The 16,260-nt window shown below is 72.3% G+C and carries 18 protein-coding genes and 1 tRNA gene; 11 read left to right on the top strand and 8 right to left on the bottom strand.

Annotated elements, in window-relative coordinates; all coding sequences use genetic code 11:
• The first annotated feature begins 93 nt into the window (after positions 1 to 93).
• Positions 94 to 1,230: an acyl-CoA dehydrogenase gene (locus ABZ865_RS00370; protein ID WP_361221900.1), complete on the top strand. Its 1,137-nt coding sequence runs from the start codon at positions 94 to 96 to the stop codon at positions 1,228 to 1,230.
• Entirely contained in the window at positions 1,227 to 1,625 is a 399-nt protein-coding gene (locus ABZ865_RS00375; protein WP_361221902.1) for a RidA family protein, read from the top strand. Before ABZ865_RS00370 ends, ABZ865_RS00375 begins: the two co-directional genes overlap by 4 nt.
• Before the next feature lie 27 nt (positions 1,626 to 1,652).
• Here the strand turns inward: ABZ865_RS00375 and ABZ865_RS00380 are convergent, their stop codons facing one another.
• Positions 1,653 to 1,847, bottom strand: coding sequence for a DUF5999 family protein (locus tag ABZ865_RS00380; protein ID WP_361221904.1), 195 nt, complete (start codon positions 1,845 to 1,847; stop codon positions 1,653 to 1,655).
• A 237-nt stretch (positions 1,848 to 2,084) separates the two neighbouring features.
• On the opposite strand from ABZ865_RS00380, the gene ABZ865_RS00385 reads away from it, so the two are divergent.
• On the top strand, positions 2,085 to 2,531 hold the full coding sequence (locus ABZ865_RS00385) for a DUF6299 family protein (protein WP_361221906.1): 447 nt from the start codon (positions 2,085 to 2,087) through the stop codon (positions 2,529 to 2,531).
• Positions 2,532 to 2,657: 126 nt separating this feature from the next.
• On the opposite strand, the gene ABZ865_RS00390 is transcribed toward ABZ865_RS00385, so the two are convergent.
• The 4 genes from ABZ865_RS00390 to ABZ865_RS00405 form a co-directional block, all read right to left on the bottom strand.
• The gene (locus ABZ865_RS00390) at positions 2,658 to 2,849 is read right to left on the bottom strand and encodes an acyl-CoA carboxylase epsilon subunit (protein WP_100828762.1); all 192 of its coding nucleotides are present in this window, start codon (positions 2,847 to 2,849) and stop codon (positions 2,658 to 2,660) included.
• Positions 2,850 to 2,860: 11 nt separating this feature from the next.
• The gene (locus ABZ865_RS00395; protein WP_361221908.1) at positions 2,861 to 4,405 is read right to left on the bottom strand and encodes an acyl-CoA carboxylase subunit beta; all 1,545 of its coding nucleotides are present in this window, start codon (positions 4,403 to 4,405) and stop codon (positions 2,861 to 2,863) included.
• A gap of 106 nt (positions 4,406 to 4,511) precedes the next feature.
• A complete protein-coding gene (locus ABZ865_RS00400; protein WP_361221910.1) occupies positions 4,512 to 5,309 on the bottom strand; it encodes an AfsR/SARP family transcriptional regulator in 798 nt (265 codons plus the stop codon).
• Positions 5,310 to 5,615: 306 nt separating this feature from the next.
• A tRNA-OTHER gene (locus ABZ865_RS00405) sits at positions 5,616 to 5,712 on the bottom strand.
• 175 nt (positions 5,713 to 5,887) lie between these two features.
• Here ABZ865_RS00405 and ABZ865_RS00410 point away from each other — a divergent pair.
• The 6 genes from ABZ865_RS00410 to fabI all read left to right on the top strand — a co-directional run bounded on the left by ABZ865_RS00410 (position 5,888) and on the right by fabI (position 11,003).
• Positions 5,888 to 6,895 (top strand): DUF2156 domain-containing protein, encoded by a 1,008-nt coding sequence (locus ABZ865_RS00410; protein ID WP_361221912.1) that lies wholly within the window; start codon positions 5,888 to 5,890, stop codon positions 6,893 to 6,895.
• A 28-nt stretch (positions 6,896 to 6,923) separates the two neighbouring features.
• Complete coding sequence (locus tag ABZ865_RS00415) at positions 6,924 to 7,073, top strand: hypothetical protein (RefSeq protein WP_361221915.1); 150 nt, start codon at positions 6,924 to 6,926, stop codon at positions 7,071 to 7,073.
• A gap of 256 nt (positions 7,074 to 7,329) precedes the next feature.
• Complete coding sequence (locus ABZ865_RS00420; RefSeq protein ID WP_361221917.1) at positions 7,330 to 8,442, top strand: acyl-CoA desaturase; 1,113 nt, start codon at positions 7,330 to 7,332, stop codon at positions 8,440 to 8,442.
• A 38-nt stretch (positions 8,443 to 8,480) separates the two neighbouring features.
• Positions 8,481 to 9,881, top strand: coding sequence for an MFS transporter (locus tag ABZ865_RS00425; RefSeq protein WP_361221919.1), 1,401 nt, complete (start codon positions 8,481 to 8,483; stop codon positions 9,879 to 9,881).
• Between the two features lie 28 nt (positions 9,882 to 9,909).
• Positions 9,910 to 10,239 (top strand): ferredoxin, encoded by a 330-nt coding sequence (gene fdxA, locus ABZ865_RS00430; protein ID WP_361221921.1) that lies wholly within the window; start codon positions 9,910 to 9,912, stop codon positions 10,237 to 10,239.
• Complete coding sequence (gene fabI, locus ABZ865_RS00435; protein WP_361221923.1) at positions 10,236 to 11,003, top strand: enoyl-ACP reductase FabI; 768 nt, start codon at positions 10,236 to 10,238, stop codon at positions 11,001 to 11,003. Before fdxA ends, fabI begins: the two co-directional genes overlap by 4 nt.
• A 97-nt stretch (positions 11,004 to 11,100) precedes the next feature.
• Here the strand turns inward: fabI and ABZ865_RS00440 are convergent, their stop codons facing one another.
• Positions 11,101 to 12,009 (bottom strand): LamG domain-containing protein, encoded by a 909-nt coding sequence (locus tag ABZ865_RS00440; RefSeq protein WP_361221925.1) that lies wholly within the window; start codon positions 12,007 to 12,009, stop codon positions 11,101 to 11,103.
• Between the two features lie 79 nt (positions 12,010 to 12,088).
• Here ABZ865_RS00440 and ABZ865_RS00445 point away from each other — a divergent pair, with 79 nt between their 5' ends.
• Positions 12,089 to 12,280 (top strand): hypothetical protein, encoded by a 192-nt coding sequence (locus ABZ865_RS00445; protein ID WP_361221927.1) that lies wholly within the window; start codon positions 12,089 to 12,091, stop codon positions 12,278 to 12,280.
• Positions 12,281 to 12,466: 186 nt separating this feature from the next.
• Complete coding sequence (locus ABZ865_RS00450) at positions 12,467 to 13,411, top strand: L,D-transpeptidase (protein WP_361224260.1); 945 nt, start codon at positions 12,467 to 12,469, stop codon at positions 13,409 to 13,411.
• Positions 13,412 to 13,456: 45 nt separating this feature from the next.
• Here ABZ865_RS00450 and serS read toward each other — a convergent pair whose 3' ends face one another.
• Together serS and ABZ865_RS00460 are read right to left on the bottom strand one after the other, a co-directional pair.
• Entirely contained in the window at positions 13,457 to 14,734 is a 1,278-nt protein-coding gene (gene serS, locus ABZ865_RS00455; protein ID WP_361221929.1) for a serine--tRNA ligase, read from the bottom strand.
• Complete coding sequence (locus ABZ865_RS00460; RefSeq protein ID WP_361221931.1) at positions 14,727 to 16,208, bottom strand: APC family permease; 1,482 nt, start codon at positions 16,206 to 16,208, stop codon at positions 14,727 to 14,729. Before ABZ865_RS00460 ends, serS begins: the two co-directional genes overlap by 8 nt.
• Positions 16,209 to 16,260: the final 52 nt, after the last annotated feature.

Below are 16,260 nucleotides of genomic sequence, written 5' to 3' on the forward strand. Positions count from 1 at the left end.
CTGTGCGCGATAACGTCGGAGGGGTGCAGGGGCGTCCTCACGGTCATGGCCGGGAGGGCGGCGCACGCGCCCGCCTCGGAGGGAGGACCGGCAGTGCTCGCATTCTCACTCGAACCGGAGCAGACCGCCTGGTGTGCCGAGTTGCGCTCGCTGGCCGCCGAACGGCTGCGCCCGCTGGCCGACAAGGGCGAGCCGGGCCTGGTCAACCGCCCGCTCCTCGCCGAACTCGGCCGGCTCGGGCTGCTCGCCCGCCTGTTCACCTCGGGCGCCCTCGACCTGTGTCTGATGCGGGAGTCCCTCGCCCAGGCCTGCACCGAGGCCGAGACCGCCCTCGCGCTCCAGGGCCTGGGCGCCCACCCGGTGCACGCCCACGGCACCCCGGCCCAGCGGGAGCGCTGGCTGCCCGGCGTCGCCGACGGCGGCGCGGTGGCCGCGTTCGCGCTGAGCGAGCCGGGCGCCGGATCGGACGCCGCCGCCCTCGCCCTCGCCGCCGAGCCCGACGGCGGCGAGGGCTGGCGGCTCACCGGCGCCAAGTGCTGGATCTCCAACGCCCCCGAGGCCGACTTCTACACCGTCTTCGCCCGCACCACGCCCGGCGCCGGGGCCCGGGGCGTGACCGCCTTCCTGGTCCCCGCCGACCGGCCCGGACTCACCGGCACCGCGCTGGAGATGATCTCCCCGCACCCCATCGGCGCCCTCGACTTCGACGCCGTGCCCGTCACCGGGGACGACGTGCTCGGCGAGGTGGACCGGGGCTTCGCCGTCGCCATGGGCACCCTCAACCTCTTCCGGCCCAGCGTCGGCGCCTTCGCCGTCGGCATGGCCCAGGCCGCCCTCGACGCCACCCTCGACCACACCCGCGCCCGCGACGCCTTCGGCGGCAAACTCCGCGACCTTCAGGCGGTCTCCCACCAGGTCGCCGAGATGGCGCTGCGCACGGAGGCGGCACGCCTGATGGTCTACGCCGCGGCGACGGCGTACGACCGGGGCGCCGCCGACGTGCCCCGGCGCTCCGCGATGGCCAAGCTGCTCGCCACCGAGACCGCGCAGTACGTCGTCGACACCGCCGTCCAACTGCACGGCGCCCGCGCCCTGCGCCGCGGCCACCTCCTCGAACACCTCTACCGCGAGGTGCGCGCCCCACGCATCTACGAGGGGGCGAGCGAGGTCCAACGGGGCATCATCGCCAAGGAGTTGTACGCCATGACACCCGACCGGGAGGCCCGGTGAGCACCGAGCGCGTCAATCCGCCCGAGCTGTCCCCGCCCACCGGCTTCTCCCACGCCGTCGTCGCCACCGGCTCCCGCGTGGTGTTCCTCGCCGGGCAGACCGCCCTCGACACGGACGGCAAGATCACCGGCGACACGCTCCCGGAGCAGTTCGAGCAGGCCCTCGGCAACCTGCTCAACGCCCTCCGCGCGGCCGGCGGCACCCCCGCCGACCTCGCCCGCGTCACCGTCTACGCCACCGACGTCGCCGCCTACCGCGACCATGCCCGCCGGCTCGGCCGGATCTGGCAGGAGCTGGCCGGCCGGGACTACCCGGCGATGGCGGTCGTGGAGGTCGTACGGCTGTGGGACGAGCGGGCGCTGGTGGAGCTGGACGGGTTCGCCGTACTGCCGTGACGGAGGCCCCCGCGCCGGGGCCGGGAGTTACGCGGCCGTGGCGAGGCGTTCCGCCGGGGCCCGGTGCGGCGGGACCACGCTGCCGTCGGGGTGCAGCTCACCGGTGTCGTCGAAGACGATCGACCCGTCGCACAGCAGGGTCCAGCCCTGCTCGGGGTGGGCGGCGACGGGGTGCGGGATGCCGGTGTCCGCTGTGGGGCAGGAGAACTGGTGGGAGCACATGGCGCACCTCCACATCGATGCGATGGGGGCCGGCGGATCGGTCACCGTCCGGCCCTGTGCAGACCATGCCCCGGGCGTGAACTCATCGGAACGTCCGGCCGTGAAGCGTGACAACACGCGGACAACTCACGGACGGTTCCATGACGCGCCACCGATGGAGTGACGATCACGGCCGACGGCACGGCCGCCCGGTACCAGTGGAGGCCCCCACACCACCGAGAACCGGGAGGTCCTCCCATGTCCGTACGCTCCGCCGTCGCCACCGCGCTCGGCGCGGCCGCGCTGCTGTGCGCCGTCGCCGCACCCACCGCTGCCGCCGCTCCCGCCCGCGTCGCAGGACCCGCCGAGAGCGTCACCGTCGACCCGACCGGCCGGATCGCGGCGGACGGCACCGTCACCCTCTCCGGCACCTACCGCTGCACCGGCGGCACCGGACCCGTGTTCGTCAGCTCCTCGGTCAGCCAGAGCGACGCCCGCGTCCAGCACGGCATCGGAGGCACGCTCGCCGTGTGCGACGGCGCCGAGCACCGCTGGCAGAACTCGGGCCAGGTCACGGCCGAGCCCCTCAAGGCCGGCGCGGCCCACGTCGAGGCCACCGTCATGGAGCTGCGCCCCGTGGGCATCCTCCCGCTGCCGGCCTTCCACGCGGTCCAGGAGCAGGACATCGCCCTGGTCCTCGGCTGACTCCCAGGCTGACCCCGAAGGCCGACCCTGAAAGCCAACCCCAAGGCCGACCCCGACGGCCGACACCCGCGCCGAGCGGCCCGGCACCGTGAGGCGTGCCGGGCCGCTCGGCGTGTCCGGCGCCGGTCAGGACCGCTGCCAGCTGTGGGGTGCGTGGAAGGCGTGCGGGCGCCAGGACGTGGTGCCGGGGGAGGCCGGTTCGGTGCCGGCGCCCGCCAGGGCGGTGCGGCTGAGCAGCAGCACCGCGAGGGCGGCCAGCTCCTCCTCGGTGGCCTCGCCCTTCTCGACGCGGATGGGGGGAGTCGGGGATGCGGTCATGGGGACCTCCGTCACTGAGGGGGGTTGCCGTGTTTGCGGGCGGGGCGTTCGGCGTGCTTGGAGCGCAGCATCGCCAGCGCGCCGACGAGGACGCGGCGGGTGTCGGCCGGGTCGATCACGTCGTCCACCAGGCCGCGCTCGGCCGCGTAGTACGGGTGCATCAACTCGGCCTTGTACTCCTTCACCAGCTCGGCCCGCCTGGCCTCGGGGTCGTCGGCCTCGGCGATCTGACGGCGGAAGATGACGTTCGCGGCGCCCTCCGCGCCCATCACGGCGATCTCGTTGGTGGGCCAGGCGTAGGTCAGGTCGGCGCCGATGGACTGGGAGTCCATGACGATGTAGGCGCCGCCGTAGGCCTTGCGCAGGATGAGGGAGATGCGCGGGACGCTCGCGTCGCAGTAGGCGTACAGCAGCTTGGCGCCGTGGCGGATGATGCCGCCGTGCTCCTGGCCGACGCCAGGGAGGAAGCCGGGCACGTCGAGCAGGGTGACCAGCGGGATGCTGAACGCGTCGCACATCTGCACGAAGCGGGCCGCCTTCTCGGACGCCTCGATGTCCAGCACCCCGGCCAGCGACTGCGGCTGGTTGGCGACGATCCCGACGACCTGCCCGTCCAGCCGGGCCAGCGCGCAGATGATGTTGCGGGCCCAGCGCTGGTGCACCTCCAGGTACTCGCCGTCGTCGACGATCTCCTCGATCACCTTCGCCATGTCGTACGGCCGGTTGCCGTCGACCGGCACCAGGTCGGCGAGCGTCTCGCAGCGGCGGTCGGCCGGGTCGTCGCAGGGCACGGCGGGCGGGGTCTCGCGGTTGTTGCCGGGCAGCAGGGAGAGCAGGTACCGGACCTCCTCCAGGCAGGTCTCCTCGTCGTCGTAGGCGAAGTGGCAGACCCCGCTGGTCTCGGCGTGGACGTCGGCGCCGCCGAGCCCGTTCTGGGTGATCTCCTCGCCGGTGACCGCCTTGACGACGTCCGGGCCGGTGATGAACATCTGGGACGTCTCGCGGACCATGAACACGAAGTCGGTCAGGGCGGGGGAGTAGGCGGCACCGCCGGCGCACGGGCCGAGCATCACGCTGATCTGCGGGATGACCCCCGACGCGGCCGTGTTGCGCCGGAAGATGCCGCCGTAGCCGGCGAGGGCGGTGACGCCCTCCTGGATCCGGGCGCCCGCGCCGTCGTTCAGGGAGACCAGCGGCGCGCCGGCCGCGAGAGCCATGTCCATGATCTTGTGGATCTTGGCGGCGTGGGCCTCGCCCAGCGCCCCGCCGAAGATCCGGAAGTCATGGGCGTAGACGAAGACGGTACGCCCCTCCACCGTGCCCCAGCCGGTGACGACGCCGTCGGTGTGCGGCTTCTTCGCCTCCAGCCCGAAGCCGGTGGCCCGGTGCCGGCGCAGCGGCTCGACCTCGTGGAACGAGCCCTCGTCGAGGAGCAGGTCGATCCGTTCCCGCACGGTGAGCTTGCCCTTGGCCTTCTGGGCGGCGGTCGCCTTCTCCCCGGGGCCCGCGAGCACGCGTTCGCGCAGTGCGGCCAGTTCCACGACGTGGGACCTCATGTCTCCCCCTGCTTCCGTGAGCTGACGGAACGTCGGTTGCCGAGCGTGGCAAGGCGGGCTGACCGGGTGCTGACGGGCGGCTTACGCACATCGATTTCCCGGTGAGTCAGGCAGGCTGGAGCCGGACGGGCATGCGGGTGTCGCCGGTCAGCGCGGGGTCGTGGGAGAGGATCGCGTGCTCCACCTGACGCAGGGCGGGGGAGGGCTGGATGCCGAGTTCCTCGTCGAGGTGGCGGCGCATCCGGCGGAACACGTCGAGGGCGTCGGCCTGCCGTCCCGCGCCGTACAGGGCGATCATCAGCAGCTCGCAGAAGCGTTCCCGCAAGGGGTGGTTGGTGTGCGCCTCGGTGAGTTCCGCGAGCACGGCCGCGTGCCGGCCGAGCCGCAGCTCGGCGTCGAAGCGCAGCTCCATCGCCCGCATCCGGTACTCCTCGTACCGGGCCCCGGCCAGCTGGCACAGCGTCCCGCCCGCGAACCCGCCGAACACCGGCCCGCGCCACATCGCCAGCGCGTCCCCCAGCAGCCGCGCGGTGCGTGCCGCGTCCCCCGGCGCCGCCGACTCGGCCTGCCGCACCGTCCTGATGAACTCGGCCGCGTCCAACTCGCCCTCCCCGACGCCGAGTCGGTAGCCCGAGGGGTGGATGGTGACCCGGGAGGCCGGCCGGTCCGGCTCCAGGTCGCGGAGCCTGCGGCGCAGCCTGCTGATGTGCGCCTGCAGGGCGTTGGCCTGGTTGTCGGGGGCGGCCTCGCCCCACATCGCCTCGGCCAGGCTCTCCCCGGAGACCGGCTGTCCCTCGCTGACCAGCAGCGTCTGGACCAGGGTGCGCTGCAGATCGCCGGAGATCTCCGCCGGCCCGGCGGCGGTCCGTATCTGCAGTGCACCGAGAACGGAGAACCTCAGCATGTCTTCCCCCTGTATGACAATCCCTGCTGGAAATTCCTTGGTGACGCCTTTTCTTTCCGGGGTCGTTCTGTGCCGGCACACCGGGTGGCCGGCAACGCGCCACGCCCCGGCGGGCCTGGGCTCATGAAACGGCCCGCCGGGGCGGTTGCTCCGCCGGGACGGGGGGCGGCCGGCGGTTCCTGGGGCGTCCGGTGCCGAATCGTCATCGGCACGGCACCGGAGAGGGGAAAATGCGTTCCGGGCGCCGGAGCGGTGAATTCGAGATCACCCGCGTACGGAATTCCGGTCCGACGGTGGCCCCGGGTGTGGCGGAGAGGGCAGGATTTGAACCTGCGTGGGCCGTTCCCGGCCCGACCAAGAGGCGTGCTCGCGGTCCCCGATCAGCCACTCCGGGCACCTCTCCTCGCTCCCGGCTCCGGTTTCCCGCGCCGTTCACGGGAACCACACTGGCAGTGCCCGCTGACGGAATGCTGACACCGTTCTGACACAGGCAATGAATTCCTATCCGCCCTTTTCCGGGGCGCCTTAGCGGTGCTGTACTCCCTTCGTCGGAAAACGCTCCCGAAAGGGGTACGGGAATGACCGCGACCACCACCGAAACCGCCACAGAGGGCCTGGTTCTCGACGCGATACGCACGCACACCGCGAGCGAGAACCCGAGTTCGTTCCTGGCGCTCAACAGCGGAAACAGTACGTTCACCGTCCCGGGCGCGGACGGTGTCGTCGTCTATCGCCGCACCGGCCGGCACGCCGTCCAGTTCGGCGGCCCCTTCGCCGCCGAGCGGGACTACGGCACCCTCCTCGACGCCTTCCGCCGGTACGTCCGCGACGAGGGTCTGCGCCTGGTCGGCGTCCAGCTCCAGCGCGCCGACGCCGAGCGCTACGCCGAACTCGGCTTCACCGTCAACCAGGTCGGCGCCTCCTGGGCCGTCGGCCTCGCCGAGTTCACCCTGCGCGGCACCAGGTTCATGCAGCTGCGCAACAAGATCTCCCGCGCCCACCGCAACGGCCTCGTCATCCAGGAGGCCGACGCGGCCGACGTGCGGGACGCCATCATCACCATCGACCAGGCCTGGCTCGGCTCCAAGGGCGGCGCCCAGCAACTGGAGTTCCTCGTCGGCCAGATCGGCGGCCCGGCCCAGGCCCACCGCCGGCTGTTCGTCGGCACCATCGACGGCGCCCCGGTCGCGTACATCTCGTACTCCCCGGTCTACGGCAGCCGGGCCGGCTGGATGCACGACCTCAGCCGGCGCATCCCCGAGGGCTCCCCGGGCCTGATGGAGGCCATCAACGCGCACGCCGTCGAGGTGTTCCGGGCCGAGGGCGTCGAGTGGCTGCACTTCGGGTTCACGCCGTTCACCGGCCTGGACGCGAGCCACGAACTCGACGGCCACAGCCCCGCGTTCCAGTGGCTGATGCACGCGCTGTGGGCGGAGGGCGCCGCCCTGTACCCGGCGCAGACGCAGCTGTCGTACAAGCAGAAGTGGGCCCCCGACGTGCTGATCCCCGAGTACGTCGCCTTCGACGGCCCCCAGGCCTCGCTGCCCGGCTTCGCGCACATCTTCCGCGCCTGCAACGCCTTCTGACATCACATCGAGAACACGGGAGACCGACATGAGCCAGTCCACCGAGGAACTCCAGCACGCCATGGTCGAGCAGCTGATGGCCGTCATCGGCGCGCCGGACGACGAGGCGGTCGCCGAGGCCGCCGACGCGGTCGTCCGCGCCCTCGACGAGCGGCTGAGCACCGGGGCGGCCGGCTGAGTCCGGCACGGCACGTCCGATCAGAGGGACATCAGTGCCACATCAGCGCTCCACGGAACGCTGGACGCACGTTCGCCCGGCGGTCCGGGCCCGGGAGTACCGCACTGTGCTTCCGCCGCCCGGGCCCGCCGGGTGAGCCCTCCCCGCCCGCGACGGTGACCGCACGCGGGAGCCTTGTCGACTCGCGGCGCCCGCAGCTCCGCGGGGCAGCGGCGCCGCCGCCCGATCCGGGCACTTCTCCCAAGGAGAGCAACGCATGCAGCGTCCGCACATACAAGAAGCCGGGGCACTCGTCACCGGTGGAGGGGCCGGCGCGGGGCAGCGCACCGGCGCCTCGGCGACCTTCGCCGAACTGCTCAAACGCGTCAAGGCCGAAGGTCTCCTCGACCTCGACCCCCGGTACTACGTGGGCAAGCTGGCCCTCAACACCACTCTGCTGCTGATCGGGTTCGCCGCCTTCTTCGAGCTGGGCGACTCCTGGTGGCAGCTGCTCACCGCCCTGTGGATGGGGCTGTGCGGCGGCCAGTCGGCGTTCATGTGGCACGACGCCGGCCACAAGGCGATGTTCCGCAGCAAGAAGGCCGCCTCCGCGGTGGGCTACATCCACGCCAACCTGGTCAACGGGGTCAGCTACGGCTGGTGGGTCAACCACCACAACCGGCACCACAGCAACCCCAACCACCTGGACATGGACCCGGACATCGGCCGGCGCACCGCCATCTTCGACATCAAGCAGTACCCGAGCCGCAAGGGCACCCAGAAGTTCGTGGTGCGCTACCAGAGCGTGCTGTTCTTCGCGCTGCTGGTCCTCGAGGGCTTCAAGATGCTGAAGACCGCCCTCCTGTCGATCGCCCAGGGCAAGACCAAGCGGCCCGTGCTGGAGACCTTCCTGATCCTGCTGCGCACCGCCGTCTACGCCGGCCTCGTCTTCACCGTCCTGAACCCGGTGCTCGCGGTCGCCTTCATCCTGGTCCAGGAGGCGTCCCTCGGCGTCTACTTCGGGATGATCTTCGCCCCCAACCACAAGGGCATGCAGGTCCGCGACGGCGAGGAGGAGACCCTGGACTGGCTGGAGCGCCAGGTCCTCACCTCCCGCAACATCCGGCCCAGCCGGCTCGTCGACTTCCTCTACGGCGGCCTCAACTACCAGGTCGAGCACCATCTGTTCCCGGCCATGCCGCAGAAGAGCCTGCCCCGCGCCCGGCAGCTGACCATGGAGTACTGCGCCGAACGCGGGGTGCCCTACCACGAGGTCGGGTTCTGGGCCTCGTACCGCGAGGTCGCCTCCTATCTGCACGAGGTCAGCGCGCCCGTGCGGCGCGGTGACGTGGAGGAGCAGATCCGGCGCCGGGCCGCCCGGGCCGCCTGAGTCACACCGACGTCCGCCCGCCCCAAGGAGCCAGCCCCATGTCCCAGACCACCGCGGCGGCGGGCGGTGTCACCGCTCCCGCCCCGATCGGTGTCCGCCTGGACCGCATGCCGATCACTCCCCTGCACCGCAGACTCACCGCGGTCATCGGCGTCGGCCTGTTCTTCGACACCTTCGAGAACAACCTGTCGGGCACCATCGGCAAGGTGCTCCAGAGCGACTTCGGCTTCGGCACGACCTCGCTCAAGCTCGTCCTGGCCTCCGTGTTCGTCGGCCAGTTCATCGGATCCCTGACGCTCGGCCGGATCGCCGACCGGTTCGGCCGGCGCCGGGCCTTCCTGGTCAACCTCGCCATCTACTCCGTCTTCTCCCTGCTCGGCGCCTTCTCCCCGAACGCCACCTGGCTGATCGCCACCCGGTTCCTCGCCGGGATCGGCATCGGCGCCGAACAGGCCCTGTCCGACTGCTACCTGGCCGACGTGCTGCCCGCCAAGAAGCGCGGCCGGTTCATCGCCTGGGCGTACACCCTCGCCTTCTGCGGCGTGCCCGCGGTGGGCTTCGCCGCCCTGTGGCTGGTGCCGCTGACCCCGCTGGGCGTGGCCGGCTGGCGCTGGCTGTTCGTGCTCGGCGCGCTCGGCTCGGCCGTCGTCTGGGTGCTGCGCCGGCAGCTGATCGAGTCCCCGCGCTGGCTCGCGGCCACCGGCCGGACGGCGGAGGCCGAGGACCTGGTGTCCCGGATGGAGACGGAGGCGGCCGGCCGCGGACTGCCCCTGGAACCGCCCGCACCCGCCGGCCCCGCACCCGCCGGCCCCGCACCCGCCGGACCCCGCCCGGCCGCCGAGAACGCGCGGCTGCGGGACGTCCTGCGGCCCGGCATGCTCCGCCGCACCCTCGTGCTCTGGCTGTTCTGCGTCCTGTCGGTCGTCGGCTACTACGGCTTCGGCACCCTCGCCCCGCAGATCGTCGCCGCCAAGGGCTACGGCATCGTCGCCGGCCTCGGCTTCACCGCCCTGTCCTTCCTCGGCTACCCGGTCGGCTCCGCCCTCGCCCTGCCCGTCGTCGACCGCGTCGAGCGCCGCACCCTGGTCGCCCTCTCGGCCGGCGCGATGGTCGTGGCCGGACTCGGCTTCGCCTACGCCGGCTCGGCCGCACTGATCGTCGCCTGCGGCTTCGCCTACACCCTCTGCAGCAACGTCTTCTCCAGCGTCTCGCACGTCTACCTGTCCGAGCAGTACCCCACCCCGATCCGGGCCACCGCCTCCGGCGCCGCCTACTCGCTGTCCAAACTCAGCGCCGCCGCCCTGCCGTTCGTGCTGCTGCCCGTCCTGGAGGCGCGCGGCCCGGGCGCCCTGTTCGGCGTCATCGCCGCCGCCATGGCCGTCCTCGCCGGCACCGTGCTGACCCTCGGCGAGCGCACCACCGGCACCCCGGTCGAGTGACCGTACCCGTGAACACGAGGAGTTGAGCATGGCCTACGTCATCGGACTGCCCTGCGTCGACGTCAAGGACCGCTCCTGCGTCGACGAGTGCCCCGTGGACTGCATCTACGAGGGCCGCCGCGCCCTGTACATCCATCCGGACGAATGCGTGGACTGCGGGGCCTGCGAACCGGTGTGCCCGGTCGACGCCGTCTACTTCCAGGACGACCTGCCCGAGGAGTGGGGCGACGACCACGCGGCCTCCAACGCCGACTTCTTCGCCGCCCTCGGCGCGCCCGGCGGCGGCAGCGCCCTCGGCCCCCAGGACCACGACTCGCCGCTGGTCAGCGGACTGCCCAAGGGGGTGCCCGCGGCATGAGCGGCATCCTCGCCGGCAAGCGGATCCTGGTGACCGGGGTGGTCACCGACGCCTCCATCGCCTTCCACGTGGCCCGCACCGCCCAGGAGGAGGGCGCCGAGGTCCTGCTGACCGGCTTCGGCCGGCTCACCCTCATCGAGCGGGTCGCGGCCCGCCTGCCCAAGCCCGCCCCCGTCATCGAGCTGGACGTGACCGACCAGGGCCACCTGGACACCCTCGCCGAGCGCATCGGCGCGCACGTCGACTCCCTCGACGGCGTCGTGCACTCCATCGCCTACGGCCCCCAGGGCGCCTTCTCCTTCCTGGACGGCACCTGGGACGACGTCTCGACGGCCGTGCACGTCTCGGCGTACTCCCTGAAGTCCCTCACCACGGCCTGCCTGCCCCTGCTGGAGCGGCGCGGCGGCTCGGTCGTCGGCCTCACCTTCGACGCGACGGTCGCCTGGCCGCACTACGACTGGATGGGCGTCGCCAAGTCCGCCCTGGAGTCCACCAGCCGCTACCTCGCCCGCGACCTCGGCGGCCGCGGCATCCGCTGCAACCTCGTCGCGGCCGGACCGCTGCGCTCCATGGCCGCCAAGTCCATCCCCGGTTTCGCGCGGCTCGCCGACGTCTGGACGACCGACCGGGCCCCGGCCGGCTGGGACCTCACCGACCCGGATCCGGCCGCCCGCGGGGTCGTCGCCCTGCTGTCGGACTTCTTCCCGCGCACCACGGGCGAGATCGTGCACGTGGACGGCGGGGTGCACATGATGGGCGCGTGAGCGACCGACCGCAGTGGGCGGGAGTCGAGCATGAGCGCGGACGGCCCGCCGCCCCCTCGCCGGGGACGGCGGGCCGCCGTGCGGTCAACCCCAGGACTCAGGAGAGCTGGGTGGGAACGGGGCGGTTCCTGCCGAGCGAGACGACCCCGCCCGGGGTGAGGGCCTCGGTGAAGAGCTGCACGTCGGCGATCTTGCCTGCGGTGTACTCCCCGTAGCGGCCCTCGGCGATCCGGCGTCCGATCTGCAGCGGCCCGGTCGCCTTCCAGACCGTGCCCTCGTAGGAGGCGGTGGCGGCCAGGTCGTCGTTGACGTAGAGACGCAACTGCTGCGTGTCGGCGTCGAAGACACCCACCAGGTGGAACCACGTGTTGGTCTTCGGGCTCTGCGCCCCGGTGGTGGGCCCGTAAGCGCTGGTGAAGGCGCCCTCGGTGTCGTCCGCGTGCGCGTGGCCGAAGGCGAAGGCGTGCTTACCGCTGGAGTAGTACAGCTGGAGGCCGTTGGCGTTGCTGCCGGACTGCGAGACGAAGCTGGAATTCGCGGTCAGGCTGCTCAGGTCGGCCCAGGCCGAGACGGTGTAGCTGCGGCTGGTGTCGAGCACGGGACCCGAGGTGGCCGCGTAGCCGGTGCTGCCGTTGAGAGCCAGCGCACCGCCCCGTGAGGCGTCGGCCGTCACGGTGGCGCCGCCGTTCAGGGTGAGGCCGTTGTCCGGGCGGACGCTGTCCGCGGTGCCGTCCAGCTTCCACCAGTCGGCAGGCCGGTGGACATGGCCGATGTTCACCGGGGCGGTGAACTGCGCCAGCCCGCCGTCGGCCGCGGCGCCCGGGTACTCGATCATCCGGCCCGACCGGGAGGCCGCGTACAGCGCGGGGAATCCGGTGCCCTGCACGTCGCCCGGGGAGGCGGCGGTCGGGTAGTCCTGCTCACCGACGCCGACCGGGAGCACCGGCTGGGGAGCGGGCAGCACATTGCCGCTGGTCGCGGCCCACTTCTGGTCGGCGATGTTCATGCAGTCCCAGATGACGACCCGGGTGCGCGGGTCGCGGTCGCTCTTGAGGTCGGCGAGACAGCGGCCGGACTGCGGGTTCTTGAGCGTGCCCGGGTACGGGCCGGGCGGCCATGCCGAGATCAGGGCTGTTTCGGACGACGGAGTGCTCTACGTCGCCCCGAACCTGATCATCCACTACATCGTCGATCACCTTTACGGACCGCCTGCCGAGTTCCTCGACGCCGTCCGCTCCGAAGTCCGAAGGCGCTGGCCCGACGCGCCGTCCCCGTGATCAGTCGGCCGGTACCGGGGATGTGCACCGTGTTTTGGAGCACGCTTTACACGATGCATGCAACCGCGACCCACATCTTCACTGTCTGACAGGGAGTCGGGCCCGTCAGGGCCGAGGAGCGAGAGAACGGGGCGGGGCGTGGGACGGCGCAAGGGCGGCATAGGGGTCGTACTCGTCACGGGTGCGATGCTGGTGAGCGTGAGTGCCTGCGGCGGGGGCGGCAGCGACAAGGCGGGCGGGGACGACGCGAAGGCGCCGGGCAAGCCGGGTGCGAGCGCCTCTCCGTCACCGACGAAGAAGAAGCCCGCGGGCCCGCCGATGCTGCTGGACACGATCACCCCGCAGACGGGGTCCACGGTCGGCGTGGCCATGCCGATCTCGGTGGTCTTCACGAACCCGGTCGCGGCGAAGGCCCGGGCCACGGTCGAGAAGCACATGAAGGTGAGCGCCTCCCAGCCGGTGGTCGGCGCCTGGCACTGGTTCGGCGACAGGCGCGCCGACTGGCGGCCGAAGACGTACTGGCCCTCCGGCACGACGGTGAAGATCGACGCCGACATGACGGGCGTCAGCAACGGCAACGGACGCTACGGCGTGCACAGCTACACGCACACCTTCAAGATCGGCGACGACGTGCGCGCGGACGTCTCGGTGACCGGCCACACCATGAAGGTGACCCGGAACAGCCAGTTGGTGCGCACCCTGTCGATCAACGCGGGCAGCCCCCAGTACCCGACCTGGAACGGCACGATGGCCGTCATCGACAAGCAGGAGAAGGTCCACATGACCTCCTGCAGCGTCGGCATCAGCTGCGACAAGGGCAGCCCCAACTACTACGACCTGACCCTGCCCTGGGACGTCCACCTGACCCAGTCCGGCACGTACGTGCACTACTCGACCGGCGACCCCAATCCGGGCAGCGGCAGCGCCCGCGGCTCGCACGGCTGTGTCCACCTGTCCATGTCGGACGCCAAGTGGTTCTACGGCCAGGTCAAGCAGGGCGACCCCGTCACCATCACCGGCTCGTCCCGCGCCAAGGCCCCGGCCGACAACGGCTACGCCGCCTTCAACCTGGGCTGGGACGAGTGGCTCGCGGGCAGCGCGTCCGGGGAGGGGACGACCGCGGCGCTGTGACGCGCCGCGGTCCGACAACCTGAACTCACGTCCCGAGTCCGTGAGTTACTCGGTCGCCCCGCCCGGGAGGATCCGCCGGAAGCCGGTGTACGGCACCAGCGCCTCGGGCAGGGCCACCGATCCGTCCTCCTGGACGCCCTGCTCCAGCAGCGCGGCCACCGTGCGGCCGATCGGGAGCGCCGAGCCGTTCAGGGTGGCCGCCGGCGTCTTGCGGCCGTCGGCCCCCCTGACCCGGATGTCGGCGCGGCGGGCCTGGAAGGTGCCGCAGTCGGAGACCGAGGAGATTTCGCGGTAGGAGCCGCCGCCGGGGAGCCAGACTTCGATGTCGTACGTCATCCGGGCCGAGAAGCCCATGTCCCCGGCGGGCAACAGCACGGTACGGAAGGACAGTTCGAGTCGGCGCAGGCACTCCTCGGCGTGCGCGACCATCAGCTCCAGCTGCGCCTGGGCCTCCTCCGGCGCGCAGATCCGCACCAGCTCCACCTTCTCGAACTGGTGCAGCCGCAGCACACCCCGGGTGTCCCGGCCGTACGCCCCCGCCTCCGCCCGGAAGCAGGGGGTGCGGGCGGTGAACGCGTACGGCAGGCTCCGCGCGTCCAGGAGCTGTCCGGCCACCAGGTTGGTCAGCGGCACCTCGGCGGTCGGGATCAGGAACAGCTCCCGGTCACCGACCTGGGTGCGGAACAGATCCTCCTCGAACTTGGGCAGTTGCCCGGTTCCCGTCATCGTGTCCCGGCCGACCAGGAACGGCACCGACTGCTCGGTGTAGCCGTGCTCGCGGGTGTGCAGATCGAGGAGAAAGTCACCGAGGGCCCGTTCCAGCCGGGCCCCGGCGCCGTGCGAGACGCTGAACCGGGCGCCGGACAGCCGGGCCGCCGCGGGGGAGTCGAGGATGCCGAGGGCCTCGCCGATCTCCGCGTGGTGCCGGGCGCCGGCCGAGGGGCGCGGGGCCGGACCACCCCGCCGCATCTCCACCGCCTCCTTCTCCGAGTCGCCGTCCGGGACCGTGTCCAGCGGGAGGTTGGGGATGCCGAGCAGCAGCTCCGTCAGCGCACCGGCGGCCGTGCGGGCGGCGCCCTCCGCCCGCTGCACCTCGGCGCGCAGCGCCCGGGCGGCCTCTTTCTCCGCCTCGGTGGGCGGGCCGGAGCGGCGGGCCTTGGCGGTGCGGTTCAGCTCGGTGCGCAGCCGGGTCACCTCGGCCTGCGTGGCCGAGCGGGCGCCCAGCGCGGTGCGCAGGGCGTCCAGGTCGAGGTCGTGGCGGCGGCGGGCCAGGCGTCGTACGGCGTCCGGACCGGCCTCGATCAGCTCGTTGGGGTCATGCATGGCGGTCTCCTGACAGGGCGGGGGAGGAGGCGGGCGACTGCTCCGGTACGACAGCCGCGATGTGCCGGGTGCCGAGGCGGCGGTAGCGCAGGGGGTGGGCCGCGCGCAGCCGGGCCGCGTACAGCAGACCGCCCAGGGCGACCAGCGGCAGCAGCCACGGCAGGGCGGCGATCACCCTGGACGGGGAACCGGTGAGCATGTCGAAGTTGCCGACCACCAGCCACACCGAGGCGGCCAGCCCGGCGAAGCCCAGCAGCGGGGCGACCGTCTCCCGCCACCAGTGGCCGCCCCCGCCGCGCAGCCGGGGCCCGAGCACGGCCAGCGCGGCCAGCGCCTGCAGGGCGACGATGCCCAGGGTGCCGAGGCCCAGCATGCTGGTGGTCAGATCGGCGTACGGATCCAGCCCCGCGAGGGCGAACCCGCCCACGACCACCACTGTCAGCGCGCTCTGCGCGAGGCTGGCCCGGTGCGGGGAGCGGTGCCGGGGGTGTTCGGCGGCCAGACCGCCCGGCAGCAGCCCGTCCTTGGCGAGCACCTGGGCGTACCGGTTGGCGGCGCTGTGCAGGGCCAGCGTCGCAGCGAACAGGCTGGTGCAGAGCATGACCTGGAGCCCGGTGCTGCCCGTCTTGCCGAGGAAGTCGTCGCCCAGTACGAAGAACAGGTCACCCATCTGCTTGCCGGCGACCTCGCGCACCCGGTCGCTGCCGACCGCGCCGACCGCCAGCCAGCTGGTGAGGGCGTAGAACCCGGCGATCAGCACGACGGCCGCGTAGGTGGCCCGGGGCACACTGCGCCGCGGATCCCTGGCCTCCTTGCCGTACAGGGCGGCCGACTCGAACCCGATGAACGACACGAACGCGAACATCAGCGAGACCCCGACCCCGTGCCCCGCCGCGACATGCGGGGAGAACGAGGCCGCGGGCAGTGCGTGCACCCCGTGCCGGACGAGGATCGCCACGTCCAGCGCGGCCAGCACGCCGATCTCGCCGAGCATCAGCAGCGCCAGCACCCGGGCGCTGAGCGCGATCTCCCGGTACCCGAGCACCGCCGTCAGCACCAGCCCCACGGCCGCGCACCACTCCCACGACACCGTCAGCCCATGGGCGGCGAAGACCAGGTGGGTGAAGTAGCCGAGGGCGCCGGCGAGGCCGATGGTCGCGCAGTTGTAGGAGAGCAGGGCGACATAGCCTGCGGCGACCGCGGGAGGGCGGCCGAGTCCGTCGGCCACGGAGGCGTAGAAGCCACCGGAGCCTCCGGTGCGGCGGGCGCTCACCGCGTAGCCGACCGAGAAGAACAGCAGGGTGACCCCGGCGAAGAGGAACGCCGCGGGCACACCGGCTCCGTCACCGAAGGCGAACGCGAGCGGAACGGTGCCGACCATGGCGGAGAGCGGGGCCGCGGCGGCGACGATCAGGAAGAGGATGTGACCGGTACCGAGCCGACCGGCCCGGGGTGGAGAACCGCTGGTGGACATGGAGAACTCCTGGGCTGCTCAAAGAGGTTGGGGAGGGAGACGTGCAACAGCC

The sequence above is a fragment of the Streptomyces sp. NPDC047085 genome (assembly GCF_040643735.1).
Classification (GTDB): domain Bacteria; phylum Actinomycetota; class Actinomycetes; order Streptomycetales; family Streptomycetaceae; genus Streptomyces.

What these genes read in the sequence shown, in the direction of transcription:
- ABZ865_RS00450 (WP_361224260.1), top strand. Translation starts at nt 12,467, where the DNA reads ATGCTGGTGAGCGTGAGTGCCTGCGGCGGGGGCGGCAGCGACAAGGCG.
- ABZ865_RS00400 (WP_361221910.1), bottom strand. Translation starts at nt 5,309, where the DNA reads ATGCTGAGGTTCTCCGTTCTCGGTGCACTGCAGATACGGACCGCCGCC.
- ABZ865_RS00380 (WP_361221904.1), bottom strand. Translation starts at nt 1,847, where the DNA reads ATGTGCTCCCACCAGTTCTCCTGCCCCACAGCGGACACCGGCATCCCG.
- ABZ865_RS00425 (WP_361221919.1), top strand. Translation starts at nt 8,481, where the DNA reads ATGTCCCAGACCACCGCGGCGGCGGGCGGTGTCACCGCTCCCGCCCCG.
- fdxA (WP_361221921.1), top strand. Translation starts at nt 9,910, where the DNA reads ATGGCCTACGTCATCGGACTGCCCTGCGTCGACGTCAAGGACCGCTCC.
- ABZ865_RS00395 (WP_361221908.1), bottom strand. Translation starts at nt 4,405, where the DNA reads ATGAGGTCCCACGTCGTGGAACTGGCCGCACTGCGCGAACGCGTGCTC.
- ABZ865_RS00420 (WP_361221917.1), top strand. Translation starts at nt 7,330, where the DNA reads ATGCAGCGTCCGCACATACAAGAAGCCGGGGCACTCGTCACCGGTGGA.
- fabI (WP_361221923.1), top strand. Translation starts at nt 10,236, where the DNA reads ATGAGCGGCATCCTCGCCGGCAAGCGGATCCTGGTGACCGGGGTGGTC.
- ABZ865_RS00460 (WP_361221931.1), bottom strand. Translation starts at nt 16,208, where the DNA reads ATGTCCACCAGCGGTTCTCCACCCCGGGCCGGTCGGCTCGGTACCGGT.
- ABZ865_RS00385 (WP_361221906.1), top strand. Translation starts at nt 2,085, where the DNA reads ATGTCCGTACGCTCCGCCGTCGCCACCGCGCTCGGCGCGGCCGCGCTG.
- ABZ865_RS00410 (WP_361221912.1), top strand. Translation starts at nt 5,888, where the DNA reads ATGACCGCGACCACCACCGAAACCGCCACAGAGGGCCTGGTTCTCGAC.
- ABZ865_RS00390 (WP_100828762.1), bottom strand. Translation starts at nt 2,849, where the DNA reads ATGACCGCATCCCCGACTCCCCCCATCCGCGTCGAGAAGGGCGAGGCC.
- serS (WP_361221929.1), bottom strand. Translation starts at nt 14,734, where the DNA reads ATGCATGACCCCAACGAGCTGATCGAGGCCGGTCCGGACGCCGTACGA.
- ABZ865_RS00440 (WP_361221925.1), bottom strand. Translation starts at nt 12,009, where the DNA reads ATGAACATCGCCGACCAGAAGTGGGCCGCGACCAGCGGCAATGTGCTG.
- ABZ865_RS00415 (WP_361221915.1), top strand. Translation starts at nt 6,924, where the DNA reads ATGAGCCAGTCCACCGAGGAACTCCAGCACGCCATGGTCGAGCAGCTG.